The organism is Roseomonas indoligenes (genome assembly GCF_017813365.1).
GTDB classification, from domain to species: domain Bacteria; phylum Pseudomonadota; class Alphaproteobacteria; order Acetobacterales; family Acetobacteraceae; genus Roseomonas; species Roseomonas indoligenes.
Genome location: NZ_JAGIZA010000001.1, coordinates 136,278 through 151,228, shown reverse-complemented (window position 1 = coordinate 151,228; position 14,951 = coordinate 136,278). Strand labels below are relative to the sequence as shown.

Here is a 14,951-nt window from a genome sequence, read left to right as displayed (position 1 = left end):
GAAGTTCAGGGGATCGCAGTCCCTGGCCCCGCGGCCAAGCTTGCCGCGGCGCAACAAGGCGTGAGGACGCGATCCTTCACCGCCCTGAACACCGGGTCTTCACGCGGGTTTAACCGTGCTGCCGTCTTTCGCCGTCCCGGGGCCGAACCCGCCCCGGCGGCACGCCTTCAGCCCGGGCCTGGGGTCATTTCCACGGCGGCGGTCAGACCCATGACGGCGGCCAGGGCGTCCACGCGGCGCTTCACGCTCTCTCCGGCAAAGACGCCGCTGCCTTCCACCAGCCGCAGGGCCAGCCGCCCATTGCCCGGGCGAAGGCTGGTGCCGGCCAGCAGCGCCGGCGTGCCGCCGGACAGGGTATAGGCAAGCCGCAGCGCCGCCCCCAGCCGCTCCGCCCGAAGCTGCAGCCCCATGGGCAGCAGGCTGCGGGCCGGGGCGAGAAGGGCGGCGTCCTCCGCGTCGTAGCGAAGCGCGGTGGTCAGGGCGAGAAAGGCGCGCGCCTGATGCTCCAGCCCCACGCCGGGCTGGCGCAGCACGCGCAGGAAGGCCTGCTCCGCCCGGTAGTCCGGATGGTCGTGGCTGCCAGTGTCGGAGACCTGACATGCCGCCTGGCGCAGCGCCGCCTCCGCCGCCGTCTCACCGGGGAACAGGGATGCGGTCCAGGCCAGAAGGGCGGGCGGCATGTCCGGCTCACGCCCGAAACGCGCTGCGAGGTCCTCGCCGGCCGCCAGCAGCGGGTCCTGGTCGCGCACGGCGCGGGTCAGGAGCCTGGCATACCATCCCTCCCGCAGCCCATTGGCGGAGAAGACCACGCGCCGCGCCGCCGTCTCCCGCAGCAGGCGCCGCAGTGCCGTGGCGGCATAGGGCAGGTCCGCCACCCGCTTAGAGGGGGCGCCGGGCAGCCGATTCGGGCGCTCGCCGGCGGCGATCACGGCGGCGCAGAGATCGCGTGCCTCCTCCCGCCGCAGCACGTAGTGATGGACGATGGAGAGCGGGTAGCCGACCTGCGTCATGTGGACCTTCGCCAGCGCCCGCCAGGCACCGCCGACGAGGTAGAGGTCCCGCCCCTGCCCCCGTTCCAGCCAGGGCACGGCGGAGAGGGCCTCGTCCGCGATGCTGCGGGCGCGGCCGGGATCCCCGCCCGATCGCTCGGCCAGGCGGATCACGCCCAGCGGCAGGCTGACGGAGCGGGTGGGCCGCCCGGCCGAAAGGTCCACCAGTTCCAGGCTGCCGCCGCCGATGTCGCCGAGGATACCGTCCGCCCCGGGCACGCCCAGCAGCAGCCCCTCGGCCGACATCGCCGCCTCCTCCTCGCCGGAGAGGATGCGCAGCGGAACGCCGGGCATGCGGGCACGCAGGGCCTCGGCGAAGGCCGGGCCGTTGGCGGCGTCGCGCATCGCGGCCGTCGCCAGCACCTCCACCGGGTCCGCATGCATCGCGCGGGCAATGGCGATGTAGCGGCCCATGATCGTCAGGGCTCCCTCCACCGCCTGCGCGTTCAGCTTGCCCGTGGCGTGCAGGCCGCGGCCGAGGCCGAGCACCGCCTTCTCGTTGAAGATCGTCACGGGGTTGCGCCCGCGCCCCTCGAAGATGACGAGGCGGACGGAGTTGGAGCCGAGATCGACGACCCCGGCGCGTTGCGGAGCAACGTCGCCCACGCGCGGCGGGGCGGGTTCTGCGGAGAAGTTCAAGTCTCAGTCCTGTGCAACGCGGTCCGGCCGGCGCCGGGCCGGCGCGCGGCTGCGGGGCGCGTGGTGCAGCGCGCTGCCCCGGCCGGAGAGGGAGGGGTTGGTCATGAAGTACTCGTGGGCCGAGAGGGGCTGCGCCCCCGGCTCCACGCGGCGATAGGCACCGTCCGGGTGCAGCTCCCAGGACTGGTCGCGATCCTTCAGGTTCACGACCATGATCTGGTCCAGCACCTGCGCGTGGACGGTGGGGTTCTCCACCGGCACCATCGTCTCCACGCGCCAGTCCATGTTGCGCGCCATCAGGTCGGCGCTGCTGATGAAGACGCGGGCGCGGCGGCTGGGCAGGCGGTGGCCATTGCCGAAGACGAGGATGCGGGAGTGCTCGAGGAAGCGCCCGACGATGGATTTCACCCGGATGTTCTCGGAGAAGCCCTTCACCCCCGGCCGCAGGCAGCAGATGCCGCGCACCACGCAATCCACCTTCACCCCGGCATTGCTCGCGCGGTAGAGCGCGTCGATCAGTCGCTCATCCACCAGGGAGTTCATCTTCAGCCAGATGCCGGAGGGCCTCCCCTCCCGCGCATTGGCGATCTCGCCCTCGATCAGCCCCATCAGGGTCGGGCGCAGGGTCAGCGGCGCGAAGGCGAGGCTCTCCATCGTCTCCGGCCGCGCATAGCCCGTCATGTAGTTGAACAGCCGCGCCGCGTCGCGCGTCAGCCCGGGATCGGCGGTGAAGAAGGACAGGTCCGTGTAGATGCGCGCGGTGACCGGGTGGTAGTTGCCCGTGCCGAAATGCGCGTAGGAGCGCAGCCCACCGGTTTCCCGGCGCACGACGAGCGAGACCTTCGCGTGGGTCTTCAGCTCGACGAAGCCGTAGACCACCTGCACGCCAGCGGCCTCCAGCTCGCGGGCCAGGGCGATGTTGCGCTCCTCGTCGAAGCGCGCCTTCAGCTCCACCATCGCCGTCACGGACTTGCCGGCATCCGCCGCCTCGATCAGCGCGCGCGCGATCGGGCTGTCGCGGCTGGTGCGGTACAGGGTCTGCTTGATCGCCACCACCGCGGGGTCGCGCGCGGCCTGCCGGAGGAACTGCACCACCACGTCGAAGGATTCGTAGGGATGGTGGACCACGATGTCCTTCGCGCGGATTGCCGCGAAGCAGTCCCCGCCGAAATCGAGAATCCGCTCCGGGAAGCGCGGCGTATAGGGCTTGAAGAGAAGGTCCGGCCGGTCGTCCAGGATGAGCTGCGTCAGGTCGGAGAGGCCGAGCAGCCCGTCCGAGTGGAAGATCTCCGCCCGCGGCGCGTCCAGCTCCTCCGCCACCAGGTCCACCATGTCCGGCGGCGTATCGACGGTGACGGAGAGGCGGATCGCCCGGCCGCGGCGGCGCCGCTTCAGCGCGCTCTCATAGGAGCGGACCAGGTCCTCCGCCTCCTCCTCGAACTCCACATCCGTGTCGCGGATCAGACGGAACAGCCCGCGCTCCGCCAGGATGAAGCCGGGGAAGAGGTGCCGCAGGTTCAGCAGCACCACTTCCTCCAGCAGCAGGAAGCGCACGGGATCCCGCGTGCCGTCCGCCCGCAGCGCGCCGCTGCCGGGCAGGCGGATGAAGCGGTCCAGCTGCGGCGGCAGGGGCAGCAGGGCGCGCATCGTGCCGCCATCCTCCTCCCGCACCAGCTTCATGATGAGACAGAGGGAGAGGTTGGCGATGAAGGGAAAGGGATGCGCCGGGTCCACCGCCAGCGGCGTCAGCACGGGGAAGGCACGGTCCATGAACCAGGCCGCCAGCCAATCCCGGTCAGCCTCGGACAGCTCCGCCGGATCGGCCACGCGGATGCCGGCCTCGGCCAGCTGGCCGCGCAGGCTCAGCCACGCCTTCTGCTGCCCGGCCAGCAGGCGCCCCGCCCGCTCGTTGATGGCAGTCAGCTGCTGGGTGGGGGTCAGCCCGTCCGGGGAGACGGCGACCACCCCTTCCCGCTCCTGCCCCAAGAGCCCGGCGACGCGGACGGAATAGAACTCATCGAGATTGGCGGAGGAGATGGCGACGAAGCGCAGCCGCTCCAGCAGCGGGTGCGCGGGATTGGCCGCCTCCTCCAGCACGCGCTCGTTGAAGGCCAGCCAGGAGAGCTCGCGGTTGATGAAACGCCCCGAGCCGTGCGTCGCCGGGTCCGCCGGCTCGGCGGGGCGTGGGGCGGCCTCTGGTACATCCGCCGCGGCGGGGGGAAGCGGGGTCAAGGCCGGCCTGGCGCGAAGCGCGGCCTGCCGGTCCGCGCGGATGACGCGGGCGGCCGGCGGCTCCACGGCGGCGAGCTCCTTCGGCGCATCCGGGGCCGTCGCGCCGCGGACGGAGGCCGGGCGGCCCGTCCGGGCGGCGCGCGGAGCCGCTGACCTCTCGGGCCGGCCGGGTTCGGGCTTCGTCGCCTCGGGCTTGTCCGTGTTCGCGTCCATCCCGGCAGCTTTACAGCAGGGTGCCCATGGAAACAGAGGCCGGCGCAGGGCCTGCCACGTAATCGTCATCTTCCTCCGGCGCGCCCTCCCCGCTGCCGTCGATCAGCCCGGCGAGGCAGGCGCGGGCCAGGGTTCGGGTGACGCCGCCACCATCGGCCAGGGCCGCCCGGTCCAGCCGCGCCGCCGCCTCGGCCAGCACGGCCGCCTCCCGCGGCAGACGGGCCAGCAGCCAGTCCTGCACCGCCGGCTCCACCCGCAGCTGGCGGCGGGCGAAGTGCCGGGCCAGCAGGGCGCGCAGCAGGGCATCCGTGGGCTGGGCCAGCGGTGCGGCGGCGGTGGCGCGCAGCCGGCTGGCCAGGTCCGGCAGCCGCGCCTCCCAGCGGGAAGGCGCCTCCCGCCCGGCCATCAGCAGCAGGTGGCCGCCCGCGGCGCAGGCGTTGATGAGATGGAACAGCGCCGGCTCCTCCGCCGCGCAGTCGGCGTCGTCCAGCGCGGTGGGCGCGCCGTCCGGTACGCCGCGCAGGGCGGGGCCGGAGAGGCGGCGCAGCCCCAGCCGGCGCGCGGCCTGGGCGAGGAAGGCGGATTTCCCGCTGCCCTCCGGCCCGTGCAGCGCCAGCCGGCCTGCGGGCCAGCTCGTCGGGTCCCCCAGCCAGGTGCGGGCCACCGCGTTGGACGAATCGGGGATCGGCTCGATCTCCACCGCCTCCCGCGGGAGGAGGGGCAAGGGAAGCTGGCGCCCCATCACGCCCCCGTCCGCGGCGGGTCGAGGTAGAGCGGGCTCTCCAGGTAGCGGCGCAGCCAGTAGCGGGCCAGCACGCCGATGGCGGCCGCGATCGGCACGGCCAGCAGCACGCCGAGGAAGCCGAAGGCCACGCCGCCGGCAAACAGGGCGAAGATCACCCAGACGGCGTGCAGCTCCACCCGGTCCCCCAGCAGGCGGGGATAGATGATGTAGCCCTCCACAATCTGGCCGATGAGGAAGACCCCCGCCACCATCGCCACCCCGCGCAGTGACCCGAACTGGCCGATGGCGAGCAGGATGGCGGTGGCCATGCCGGTCAGGGAGCCGACATAGGGGATGAAGGTGAAGATCCCCGCCAGCAGCCCCACCAGCAGCCCGAGTTCCAGCCCCACCGCCGAGAGCACCAGGGCGTAGTACACCGCCAGCAGCCCGCAGCAGATGAGCTGCCCCCGCAGCCAGGCCGAGAGGACGCGGTCCGTGTCATGCGCCAGCTGGCGCAGCACGGCGGCGTTGCGGCGGGGCAGCCAGGTCTCCAGCCGCCCCATCAGCCGCGGCCAGTCGCGCAGCAGGTAGAAGGCCACCACGGGGGTGACGACGGCGAAGGTGAAGACGTTGAACAGCGCGTAGCCGCCGCCGATCAGCCGGGTCGCGGAGGTGCCGAGCCAGACGAGGATCGACCCGACCTGGGAGACGGCGAGGTCCGTCAGCCGGGGGTCTAGCACCATCGGCTCCATCGCCTTCTCCAGCGTCGCCAGCAGTTCCTGCACCCGGGCGCCGATGGTCGCGACATAGGTCGGCAGCCGCGCCAGCAGCACGCCGATCTGGGAGATCAGCAGCGGGTAGAGCAGCAGCAGGGCGATGAGGGAGAAGGCCATCAGCCCCGCCACCAGCAGCCCCGCGCCGAGCCAGCGCGGCACGCCGATGCGCGCCAGGCGCGCGGCCACGGGATCGAGGAAATAGGCCACGCAGACCGCCAGCACGAAGGGGGTGAGAATCCCCGAGAAGAACCACAGCGCGAAGATCAGCGCCGCCAGCACCCCGAAGATCAGCCCCAGCCGCTGCGCCCGCGTGGCGCTGCGCGGCCCCGGCGATCGCGGCAGGGCCGGGGCCGGGGCCGGCCGAGGCGCGGCCTGGGCCGGAACCTGCGCGGGCGGCAGGGGCGCGCTCATGCCGGGAGGGACCGCGCGGCGCCCCGCACATAGGCGGCGCCGGAGGCGATGGTGGTGCCGGTGACGCAGCCGATCAGGGACGGGAGGAGCGGGCCGCCATCCAGCCCGAACCCCGCCAGGAACAGGGCGGCGCCGGCCAGGGCGATCTGCAGCGCCGTGTTCAGCTTGGAGACCAGCAACGGCTTGATGGCCGGGCGCAACCCCATGAGCGCGAGCAGGAGGAGCCCGCCCACGATCAGGACGTCCCGGAACACCACCAGGATGGCCAGCCAGTCCGGCAAGACCCCGACGATGGCGAGGGTGACGTAGACGGAGACGAGCAGCGCCTTGTCCGCCACCGGGTCCAGCACGGCGCCGATGAAGGAGCGGGCGTTGCGGATCCGCGCCAGCCACCCGTCCAGCGCATCCGAGATCCCGGCGCCCACGAAGACGAGGAAGGCGATGTCCAGCCGGTGCTGGATCACCAGCCACACCACCGCCGGCACGGCGAAGAGCCGCGCGAGGGTGATGATGTTGGGCAGGGTGAACAGCGCGCTCTCCCCCGCCGGGGCCGGTTGGGAATCCGGCTCGGGGCGGACCGTCCCCGCGCGGGTGGAAGGGGCGGGATCAGGCCCCTCCGGCAAGGCCGACCCGCCACTCGGAACCGGGGGCCGGGCCAGGCATCCCCGGCACGGTCGGCTGGGCGGGCGCCAGGGCGATCCCGCCCGCCGCCAGTTCCTGCGCCGCCGTGGCCGGAGGGCTACGAAGCCCGATCCGCAGCTTCGCGCCCTCCGTGGAGATGGCCAGGATCTCCACGCTGCCGACGGAGGGCTGGGCGAGCAGGCGGCGCCGCAGCGCCAGCCATTCGTCGAGGGACCGGAAATTCGTCCGGGCATCCAGCAGGGCCGTCATCGGGTTCAGGGGCGGACCCGGCGGCGGGACATAGGCCGCGCTGTCCCCGGACGGGCGCGGCGCCGCGGGGGCGCCGGAACCGCCCGAGGAGGAGCCGGCCGCGGCGGTGCTGGCGCCGGAGGACGAGGAGCCGGCGCCGCGGAAGCGGATGGTGTAGCGGCCGGAATAGCCGTTTAAGGTGGAGCGCTCCTGCTCCACCACCATGCTCGTCACCAGCGATTCGATCGTGCCCGCCGAGGCATTGGGGTCGCGCCCCACCGCGGCGGCGTAGCGCTGGTAGGCGATGCGCTGGGCATTGGCGATCGCCCGCTCCTTCGCCAGCACGGCATTGGCCGCCGTCGCCTCCGCCGGCACGCCCCGCTGCACGGCCGGATCGTCCTGCGCCATCGCCGCCGTGGGGAGGGCGATCGAGGCGGCCGTCCCGGCACCGGCCAGGGCCAGCAGGAGGGCCGCGCCGCGAATCGCGCGCAGCCCCGCCCCGCGCGGGAGCCGGATTGCGCCGGCCGCGCGAACATGATGGGTTCCGCGACCGTCCGTATCCTGCATAAGCCGCTCCCCAGAGAACTCCCCTGGGATAGCCGATCAAGGACCGCCATGACCAGACTGACCTACCGCGACGCCGGCGTGGACATTGAGGCCGGCGACGCGCTGGTGGACCGGATCAAGCCGCTGGCGCGCTCCACGGACCGCAGCGGCACGATGGGCGGACTCGGCGGCTTCGGCGCGCTGTTCGACCTGCGCGCCGCGGGATTCCAGGACCCCGTCCTCGTCTCCTCCACCGATGGCGTGGGCACGAAGCTGCGGCTGGCGATCGACGCGAGGCACCATTCGACGGTGGGCATCGACCTCGTTGCCATGTGCGTGAACGACCTGGTGGTGCAGGGCGCGGAGCCGCTCTTCTTCCTCGACTACTTCGCCACCGGCGCGCTGGACGTGGCCCAGGCGGCCGATGTGGTGTCGGGAATCGCCGAGGGCTGCCGCCAGGCCGGCTGCGCCCTGGTGGGCGGCGAGACGGCGGAGATGCCGGGCATGTACCACAAGGGCGACTACGACCTGGCCGGCTTCTCCGTGGGCGCGGCGGAGCGAGGGGCGCTGCTGCCCACCGGCGATGTCGGGCCGGGCGACGTGGTGCTGGGGCTGGGCGCCTCCGGCGTCCACTCCAACGGCTACTCCCTGGTGCGCCGGATCATCGAGACCGGGAATGCCGGCCTGACCGACCCTGCCCCCTTCGCCGCCGGACGCACCCTCGGGGAGGCGCTGCTGGAGCCCACCCGCATCTACGTGAAGCCGGTGCTGGCGCTGCACCGCGCGGGGCTGGTGAAGGCCGCCGCCCACATCACCGGCGGCGGGCTGCCGGGCAACCTGCCGCGCGTGCTGCCGGAGGGGACGATGGCCGTGATCCAGGCCGGGTCCTGGCCCGTGCCGCCGGTCTTCGCCTGGCTGGCCCGCACGGGCGGGGTGGAGCCGGAGGAGATGCTGCGCGTGTTCAACTGCGGCATCGGCATGTGCGTGGTGGTGGAGCCCGAGAACGTGGAGGCCGCGGTCGCCCTGCTGAAGGAGCACGGCGACACCGCGCACCGCATCGGCGTGATCGAGGTGGGCGAAGGGCCGGAGCCGGAAGTGCGCATGGAAGGCCTCTCCGCCGCATGGCCGAACTGAAGACCCGCGCCGCGGTCCTCATCTCCGGCCGCGGCAGCAACCTCGGCGCGCTGATCGAGGCGGCGCGCCACCCGGACTACCCGGCCGAGCTGGCGCTCGTGCTCTCCAACCGCGCCGATGCGGCCGGGCTGGAGCGCGCGCGGGCGGCGGGCATCGCCACCGCCGTGGTGGAGAGCCGCCCGTACGGCCGCGACCGCGCCGGCTTCGAGGCGGCGATGCAGGCGGTGCTGGAGGAGGCGGGGATCGGGCTGATCGCGCTGGCGGGCTTCATGCGCGTGCTGACGGAAGGCTTCGTCTCCGCCTGGTCCGGGCGGATGCTGAACATCCACCCCAGCCTCCTGCCCGCCTTCCCAGGCCTGGACACCCATGCCCGCGCCATCGCCGCCGGAGTGCGGCTGCACGGCTGCACCGTGCATTTCGTGACCCCCGGCGTGGATGAGGGACCGATCATCGCCCAGGCCGCCGTGCCCGTGCTGCCGGGGGAGGACGAATCCACCCTGGCCGCGCGCGTGCTGGAGCAGGAGCACCGGATCTACCCCGCCGCCCTGGCCTGGGCCGCCTCAGGCGCCGCACGGCTGGAGGAGGGTCGGGTGGTATTGGCAGTGCCGATGGCAGGGGGTGCCTTCGCGAACCCCTTGTCCGGCCATTTCGCCACCCCTACAGAAATGGTCTCATCGCCGCCCCGGACCGGGGCTGGCCCATAAGGAGGCGGATCCATGGCCGAGGCCCAGCAGCACGTCGATTACGTCCCGGTGGACGCGAAGGACATCCTGCCGGAGCGTCAGGCGGGATGGGCCATGTTCACCCGCGCCACCGCATGGGGGATTGTCGCCATCATCGCGGTGCTGGTCTTCCTGAAGCTGATCACCGGCTGATCCTTCAGCGCCGCGGCAGGCTCAGGCCCAGGCTGCGGGCCATGTCGCCGAGATCGACGCGCCGGTAGCCCTCCGGAACCCGGAAGCGCGCGGGGTCCTGGCGGCCATAGGCCACGCTCGTCGCCTCCACCCCCTCGCCGCGCTCGTTCACGCCGCGCAGCAGCACGCCGTCGGCCGTGATGCAGGCGGTGCCGCGCTGCCCCCCCTCCTCCCAGCGGTAGTTCGTGCAGCTCTGCCCGGCCTGGCTGGCCGTGCCGGCGCGGGTCAGCCGGGCGGTCTCGGCCATGCGGAGGTAGCGCGTGGAATCCTCCGGCTTCAGCGGGCTCGGCGTGACCATCCGCATGGAATCCATCACCACCTCCATGCGCCCGGTTCGCCGGTCCGCCAGCCCCCAGCCGGGAAGGGCGGAGGTCTCCACCCGCAGCAGCCCCTCGGAGGCCAGCACCGCGACCGCGAAGTCCCGCGGCGCCTGGGGGGAACGGGCCCCGAGCACGTTGTAGGTCACGGCCACGTCCCGCGTGGGGAAGGTGGCGGGGCGGCTCTGGGCCATCGCGCCGGCGGTGGCGGCCAGCGACAGGGCGAGGGCGGGCAACAGGGAGCGCATCGGCCCCTCCAATTCGGATCGGGGCGCAGAGAAGGGAGCGGCGGGCGGGCGGCGCAAGGCCGCGCCGCTCAGGCCATGCCCGATTCCGCCAGTTCCACCGCCCGCCCGAGATCGACGGAGAGGAGGCGGGACACCCCCCGTTCCTGCATCGTCACGCCGTAGAGGCGGTGCATCCGCGCCATGGTCAGCGGATGGTGGGTCACGACGAGGAAGCGCGTTCCGCCCTCCGTCATCGCCTCCAGCAGGGTGCAGAGGCGCTCCACATTGGCGTCGTCCAGCGGCGCGTCCACCTCGTCCAGCACGCAGACCGGGGCGGGCTGGCACTTGAACACGGCAAAGATGAGGGACAGCGCCGTCAGCGCCTGCTCCCCGCCTGAAAGCAGCGAGAGGGAGGAGAGCTTCTTCCCCGGCGGCTCGGCGTAGATCTCCAGCCCGGCCTCGAGGATGTCGTCCGACCCCACCAGCGCCAGATGCGCCCGCCCGCCGCCGAACAGGCGGGAGAACAGCGCGCGGAACTCCGCGTCCACCCGCTCGAACACGGCGCGCAGGCGGTCTCGCCCCTCCCGGTTCAGATGGCCGATGGAGCCGCGCAGCTTCGCGATGGCATGGCCGATCTCCTCCCGGTCCTTCTCCAGGTTGATCAGCCGCTCCTCCACCTCCGCCATCTCCACCTCGGCGCGGAGATTGACGGGGCCCATCTCCTCGCGCTCCCGCGCCAGCCGCTCCGCCTTGCGACGGGAACGTTCCTCGGCGGCGTCGGAAAGGTCCTCCGGCGGCTCGGGCAGCTCCGCCTCGGGGCCGAGTTTTTCCAAGATGCGGGTGGCCACCGCCCTGCCCTCGTCCTCGGCCCGGGCAGCGGCGCCGTCGGCGCGGGCCTGGGCCTCGCGGGCGGCGGCGAAGGCGGCATCGGCCAGGCGGCGGGCCTCGGCCGATTCGCGCGCCTCCGTCTCGGCGGCGTGCAGGGCGGCGGCCGCTTCCGCATGGGCGGCCTCCACCTCGGCCAGCATGCGGGAGGCATTGGCGAGAAGGGCGGCTGCCTCCTCCGGCGCCTCGGCGGCGGCGGCAGCCTCGATGGCGGCGGCTTCCTGGCGGGCCGTCAGCTCGATCAGGCGCGCGGCCGAATCGGCGCGGCGGGCGGCCCAGGAGGCGACCTCCTCCTCCAGCGCGGCGCGGCGGGTGGCCAGTCGCTCCGCTTCCACCTCCAGCGCGTGCCGGGCGGCGCGCGCCTCGGCCTCGTCACGGCGCGCCTCGGCCAGGGCGTTGCGGGCGGCCAGGGCGGCGTTGCGGGCGAGTTCGGGGTCGGGATTGCCGGCGCCCTCCCGCTCCACCGCCTCCCGCGCCGCCTCGGCCTCGGCCTTTCCCTCGGCCAGGCGGGCGATCTGCGGCTCCAGCGCGGCCAGGCGGCCCTCGGCCGCCGCGGCACGGGCCGCCAGGGCGGATCCCGCGCTGCGGGCCGTATCCAGCCGGCCTTCGGCGGCACGGCGGGCGTTGCGGGCCGCTTCCTCGGCGCCCGTGGCCTGACGCAGCGCGGCGACGGCGGCATCCCGCGCGGCACGGGCGGCGGCGGCGTCCGGCGCGGCCTGCTGGGCGGCACGGGCGGTCTCGAGGAGCTTCTCCGCCTCGGCCCGCTCGACCTCGGCCCGTTCCAGGGCCGGGGTCAGCGCGGATAGGCGGCTCTCGGCCATCGCGGCGCTGGCGGAGAGGCGGGAGGCCTCCTGCCGGGCGCGGGAAAGGCGCGATTCGGCCTCGCGCCGCGCGTTGCGGGTGGCATTGTCGGCGGCGCTGGCGGCGGATTCGGCGGCGCGGGCGGCCTCGGCCTCCGCGCGCGCCTTGGCGAGGGCGGCCTCCGCCTCGTCGCGCGCCTTCTCCTGCGCGCGCAAGCGGTTGCGCTGGCGCAGGCGCTCGGCGCCGGGGCTCGGCGCGCCGGGATTGGCCCCCTGCCCGTCCCAGCGCCAGAAGCCGCCGTCGCGCGCGACCAGGGCCTGGCCGGGGGCCAGGGCGGGCTGCATGGCAAGGCCGCGCGCCTGGTCCTCCACCAGCCCGATCTGCGACAAGGCGCGGGCCAGCTCCGGCGGAGCCTGCACGAGGTCGGAGAGCGGCGTCGCACCTTCCGGCAGGCGGGGCGCGGGATCCAGCGGCGGCAGGGCGCGCCAGTGGCGAGGCGCCTTCGGGTCGGCCGGAAGGTCCAACCCCTCCCCCAGCGCGGCGCCGAGAGCCGCTTCCAGCCCCGGCGGCACGGCGACGGAGTCGAGGACCGGCGCGGCGCTCCCGCGCTCCCCGGCCCGCAGCAGGGCGGCGAGGCCCTGGGCCTCGGCGGCAGCGCGGGCGCGGGTGGCGCCGGCTTCCGATTCGGCGGTGCGCGCGCGGCCCAGTGCGGCGGATGCGGCGGCGCGGTCCGATTCGGCCTTCGCCAGCGCCTCGGCCGCGGCCTCGGCTGCGCGGGCGGCCTCCGCCTCCTCGGCGCGGGCGGCCTTCAGCCGGTCGGCGGGGATGCAGGCGGCCCTGGCCCCCTCGTGCTCCCGCTTCAGGCGATCATGCCCTTCGGCGGCACGGCGGGCCCGTTCACCGGCAACCCGGGCGGCATCCCGGGCGCGGGCCTCCTCGGCCTCGGCCTCGGCGGCGGCGCGCTTCGCCTCGGCCTCCCGGGCGGCGGCGGCGGCGCGGGCGGCCTCGGCATTCTCGAAGCCCGCGCGGGCCTCGGCCAGGGCCGCCTCGGCATTGGACGCCTCGGCGGCGGCGCTGGAGAGGGCCTCGGGCGAGACATTGGCGGCCTGGGCCTTGGCGCGCTCCTCCTCCAATCGCGCGGCCTCGGCGGCCACGCGGCGCAGGTTCGCCTCGGCGGCGCGGCGGGCATCCTGGAAACGCTCGAAGGCCAGCGCGGCCTCCGAGGCGGCCTCGGCGGCGCGCTCGGCCTCGGCCTCGCGCTCGCGGGCGGCATCCTCGGCGGCGGCCAGCCGCTCGGCGGCGGCCTCGATCCGCGCGGGCAGGGCGGCCAGGGCGCCGGCCAGCTCCCCGGCCTCGGCGTTCAGGCGGGACTCGGCCGTCTCGGCGTCGTGCACCACCGTGGCCGCATGCGCGTGGTCCGCCTGGATCTGAGCGAGGCGGCCGATGGCGGCATCCAGCGTGGCGCGGGCACGGGCCTCGGCGGCGGCCAGCCCCTCGCCCTCCACCCGGCGGCGCTCCAGCGCGGTGCGGGCGGCGGCCTCGGCGGCGCGGGGGCCGGGCAGGGCCATGTCGGCGGCATGGGCGCGGCGGGTGGCGGCCTCGGCGGCGGCCTCGGTCGCCTTCGTCGTGGCGCGGGCGGCGTCCAGCGCCTGCCGGGCGGAGAGGAGCTGCCCCTCGGCGCGGGCGGCCAGAAGGGCCATCCACTCCGCCTCCGCGGCGCGGGTCAGGCCGGAGAGGTTGCGGTAGCGGGCGGCCTGCCGGGCCTGCTTCTTCAGGCTCTCCCGCTGGCCCTCCAGCTGGGTCCGCAGGTCGTCGGCGCGGGTGAGGTTCGTCTCGGCCTGGCGCAGCTTCAGCTCCGCCTCGTGGCGCCGGGCGCGGAGGCCGGCGGTGCCCGCGGCCTCCTCCAGCACCGATCGCCGTTCCTCCGGCTTGGCGCCGATCAGGGCGGAGACGCGCCCCTGGCTGACCATGCCGGATGCGCGCGCGCCCGATCCGATATCGGCGAAAAGGGTGGCGACGTCGCGCCCGCGCGTCTCGCGCCCGTTGATGCGATAGCCCGTGCCCGCCCCGCGCTCGATGCGGCGGGTGATTTCCAGCTCCGCCACCTCGGAGTTCGGCGGCGGGGCGAGTCCGGCGGCCTCCTCCAGGCTCAGCGTCACCTCGGCCTGGTTGCGGCCCGCGCGGCTGGAGGTGCCGGCGAAGATGACGTCGTCCATCTCTCCGCCGCGCATGTGGCGGGCGTTGGATTCGCCCATGGCCCAGCGAAGGGCCTCCACCACGTTGGACTTGCCGCAGCCATTCGGCCCGACGATGCCCGTCAGCCCCGGCAGCACCTCCACCGTGGTCGCCTCGGCGAAGGACTTGAAGCCGGCGATGCGCAGGCGGGAGAGAACGGCCGTGCGCGGCTCCCGAGGGCCGTCATCCCCGGAGTCCTCGGCCTCCGGCGCGGTGCCCTCCGCCGCGGGCACGTCCTGCACCGCGGCGGGGTCCACATCCCCCGCCTGGCTTTCCAGGGCGCCCGCCCCGGCCAGATCGGCGGGGTTGGTGTCCATCAGCTGCCGGAGACGCCGGCTAGCTGGGCGAAGCGCTCATAGGTCACTTCGCCGGGCTGGGGCTTGTTGTTGAAGATGAAGGTGGGGGTGGAGCTCACGTTGAACTCCTGCTGCGCCTTCTGGCGCATCTCCAGAACACCGCGCTGCAGGGCCGTGTCCTTCAGGACGTTGTCCACCTCCGCGCGGTTCATCCCGGCCAGGGCGGCGATCTTCGCGATCTCGCCGATATTGTCCGCGCCGCGCGCGAAGGCCCAGCGGTCCTGGGAGGAGAAGAGGGCACCGACGAAGCCCTCATACCGCTCCGCCGGCAGGGCGCGGGCGACCATGGCGGCGGCGAGCGCCAGCTGGTCCAGCGGGAAGTCCCGCCACACCATCCGCACCTTGCCCGTATCCACCAGCCGCGACTTCACCTGCGGCCAGACGGTGTTGTGGAAGTTCGCGCAGTGGGAACAGGTGAGGGAGAAGTACTCGACCACCGTCGCCCCCGCATCCGCGCGGCCGGCGGAGCGATCGCCGAGCCGCGGGTCGTTCGCCGGTGCGGTCCCGGGTGCCGTCCCTTGAGCATGGGCGAGGGAGGGAAGCAGCCCGATGGCCGGGGCGGCGAGGAGAAGGCTGCGGCGGGTCGGGCTCATCAAGTCCAAGGCTCCCATTCGTCAGGCGG

Annotated in this window: 12 protein-coding genes; 3 read left to right on the top strand and 9 right to left on the bottom strand. The window is 74.3% G+C overall.

The features are described 5' to 3' along the window. Nucleotides 1-167: 167 nt before the first annotated feature. The 6 genes from J5Y10_RS00680 to J5Y10_RS27640 are packed head-to-tail and all read right to left on the bottom strand — an operon-like array spanning nt 168 to nt 7,481. On the bottom strand, nt 168-1,688 hold the full coding sequence (locus J5Y10_RS00680; RefSeq protein ID WP_245214167.1) for a Ppx/GppA family phosphatase: 1,521 nt from the start codon (nt 1,686-1,688) through the stop codon (nt 168-170). Nucleotides 1,689-1,691: 3 nt separating this feature from the next. After that, the gene (locus J5Y10_RS00675; protein ID WP_245214166.1) at nt 1,692-4,133 is read right to left on the bottom strand and encodes an RNA degradosome polyphosphate kinase; all 2,442 of its coding nucleotides are present in this window, start codon (nt 4,131-4,133) and stop codon (nt 1,692-1,694) included. Between the two features lie 10 nt (nt 4,134-4,143). Next, nucleotides 4,144-4,875: a P-loop NTPase family protein gene (locus tag J5Y10_RS00670; RefSeq protein ID WP_209369758.1), complete on the bottom strand. Its 732-nt coding sequence runs from the start codon at nt 4,873-4,875 to the stop codon at nt 4,144-4,146. Then, a complete protein-coding gene (locus J5Y10_RS00665; protein WP_245214165.1) occupies nt 4,875-6,044 on the bottom strand; it encodes an AI-2E family transporter in 1,170 nt (389 codons plus the stop codon). Before J5Y10_RS00665 ends, J5Y10_RS00670 begins: the two co-directional genes overlap by 1 nt. Next, on the bottom strand, nt 6,041-6,667 hold the full coding sequence (locus J5Y10_RS00660) for a CDP-alcohol phosphatidyltransferase family protein (RefSeq protein ID WP_245214164.1): 627 nt from the start codon (nt 6,665-6,667) through the stop codon (nt 6,041-6,043). Before J5Y10_RS00660 ends, J5Y10_RS00665 begins: the two co-directional genes overlap by 4 nt. Continuing rightward, the gene (locus J5Y10_RS27640; RefSeq protein ID WP_245214163.1) at nt 6,651-7,481 is read right to left on the bottom strand and encodes a hypothetical protein; all 831 of its coding nucleotides are present in this window, start codon (nt 7,479-7,481) and stop codon (nt 6,651-6,653) included. Before J5Y10_RS27640 ends, J5Y10_RS00660 begins: the two co-directional genes overlap by 17 nt. A gap of 48 nt (nt 7,482-7,529) precedes the next feature. Here J5Y10_RS27640 and purM point away from each other — a divergent pair, with 48 nt between their 5' ends. Genes purM through J5Y10_RS00645 form a run of 3 tightly spaced genes read left to right on the top strand, consistent with a single transcriptional unit; the run spans nt 7,530 to nt 9,469 of the window. Next, the gene (purM, locus tag J5Y10_RS00655; RefSeq protein ID WP_209369756.1) at nt 7,530-8,594 is read left to right on the top strand and encodes a phosphoribosylformylglycinamidine cyclo-ligase; all 1,065 of its coding nucleotides are present in this window, start codon (nt 7,530-7,532) and stop codon (nt 8,592-8,594) included. Next, nucleotides 8,582-9,298, top strand: coding sequence for a phosphoribosylglycinamide formyltransferase (purN, locus tag J5Y10_RS00650; RefSeq protein ID WP_209369755.1), 717 nt, complete (start codon nt 8,582-8,584; stop codon nt 9,296-9,298). Before purM ends, purN begins: the two co-directional genes overlap by 13 nt. Nucleotides 9,299-9,310: 12 nt before the next feature. Beyond that, a complete protein-coding gene (locus J5Y10_RS00645; RefSeq protein WP_209369754.1) occupies nt 9,311-9,469 on the top strand; it encodes an aa3-type cytochrome c oxidase subunit IV in 159 nt (52 codons plus the stop codon). Between the two features lie 4 nt (nt 9,470-9,473). Here the strand turns inward: J5Y10_RS00645 and J5Y10_RS00640 are convergent, their stop codons facing one another. The 3 genes from J5Y10_RS00640 to J5Y10_RS00630 form a co-directional block, all read right to left on the bottom strand. Continuing rightward, nucleotides 9,474-10,073 (bottom strand): hypothetical protein, encoded by a 600-nt coding sequence (locus tag J5Y10_RS00640; protein ID WP_209369753.1) that lies wholly within the window; start codon nt 10,071-10,073, stop codon nt 9,474-9,476. A gap of 68 nt (nt 10,074-10,141) precedes the next feature. Beyond that, on the bottom strand, nt 10,142-14,290 hold the full coding sequence (locus J5Y10_RS00635; protein WP_209369752.1) for an AAA family ATPase: 4,149 nt from the start codon (nt 14,288-14,290) through the stop codon (nt 10,142-10,144). Further along, the gene (locus J5Y10_RS00630) at nt 14,290-14,922 is read right to left on the bottom strand and encodes a DsbA family protein (protein WP_209369751.1); all 633 of its coding nucleotides are present in this window, start codon (nt 14,920-14,922) and stop codon (nt 14,290-14,292) included. The genes J5Y10_RS00635 and J5Y10_RS00630 overlap by 1 nt, the downstream gene beginning before the upstream one ends. Between the last annotated feature and the right edge of the window lie 29 nt (nt 14,923-14,951).

What these genes read in the sequence shown, in the direction of transcription:
- J5Y10_RS00645 (WP_209369754.1), top strand. Translation starts at nt 9,311, where the DNA reads ATGGCCGAGGCCCAGCAGCACGTCGATTACGTCCCGGTGGACGCGAAG.
- purM (WP_209369756.1), top strand. Translation starts at nt 7,530, where the DNA reads ATGACCAGACTGACCTACCGCGACGCCGGCGTGGACATTGAGGCCGGC.
- J5Y10_RS27640 (WP_245214163.1), bottom strand. Translation starts at nt 7,481, where the DNA reads ATGCAGGATACGGACGGTCGCGGAACCCATCATGTTCGCGCGGCCGGC.
- J5Y10_RS00675 (WP_245214166.1), bottom strand. Translation starts at nt 4,133, where the DNA reads ATGGACGCGAACACGGACAAGCCCGAGGCGACGAAGCCCGAACCCGGC.
- J5Y10_RS00665 (WP_245214165.1), bottom strand. Translation starts at nt 6,044, where the DNA reads ATGAGCGCGCCCCTGCCGCCCGCGCAGGTTCCGGCCCAGGCCGCGCCT.
- J5Y10_RS00670 (WP_209369758.1), bottom strand. Translation starts at nt 4,875, where the DNA reads ATGGGGCGCCAGCTTCCCTTGCCCCTCCTCCCGCGGGAGGCGGTGGAG.
- J5Y10_RS00640 (WP_209369753.1), bottom strand. Translation starts at nt 10,073, where the DNA reads ATGCGCTCCCTGTTGCCCGCCCTCGCCCTGTCGCTGGCCGCCACCGCC.
- J5Y10_RS00630 (WP_209369751.1), bottom strand. Translation starts at nt 14,922, where the DNA reads ATGAGCCCGACCCGCCGCAGCCTTCTCCTCGCCGCCCCGGCCATCGGG.
- purN (WP_209369755.1), top strand. Translation starts at nt 8,582, where the DNA reads ATGGCCGAACTGAAGACCCGCGCCGCGGTCCTCATCTCCGGCCGCGGC.
- J5Y10_RS00635 (WP_209369752.1), bottom strand. Translation starts at nt 14,290, where the DNA reads ATGGACACCAACCCCGCCGATCTGGCCGGGGCGGGCGCCCTGGAAAGC.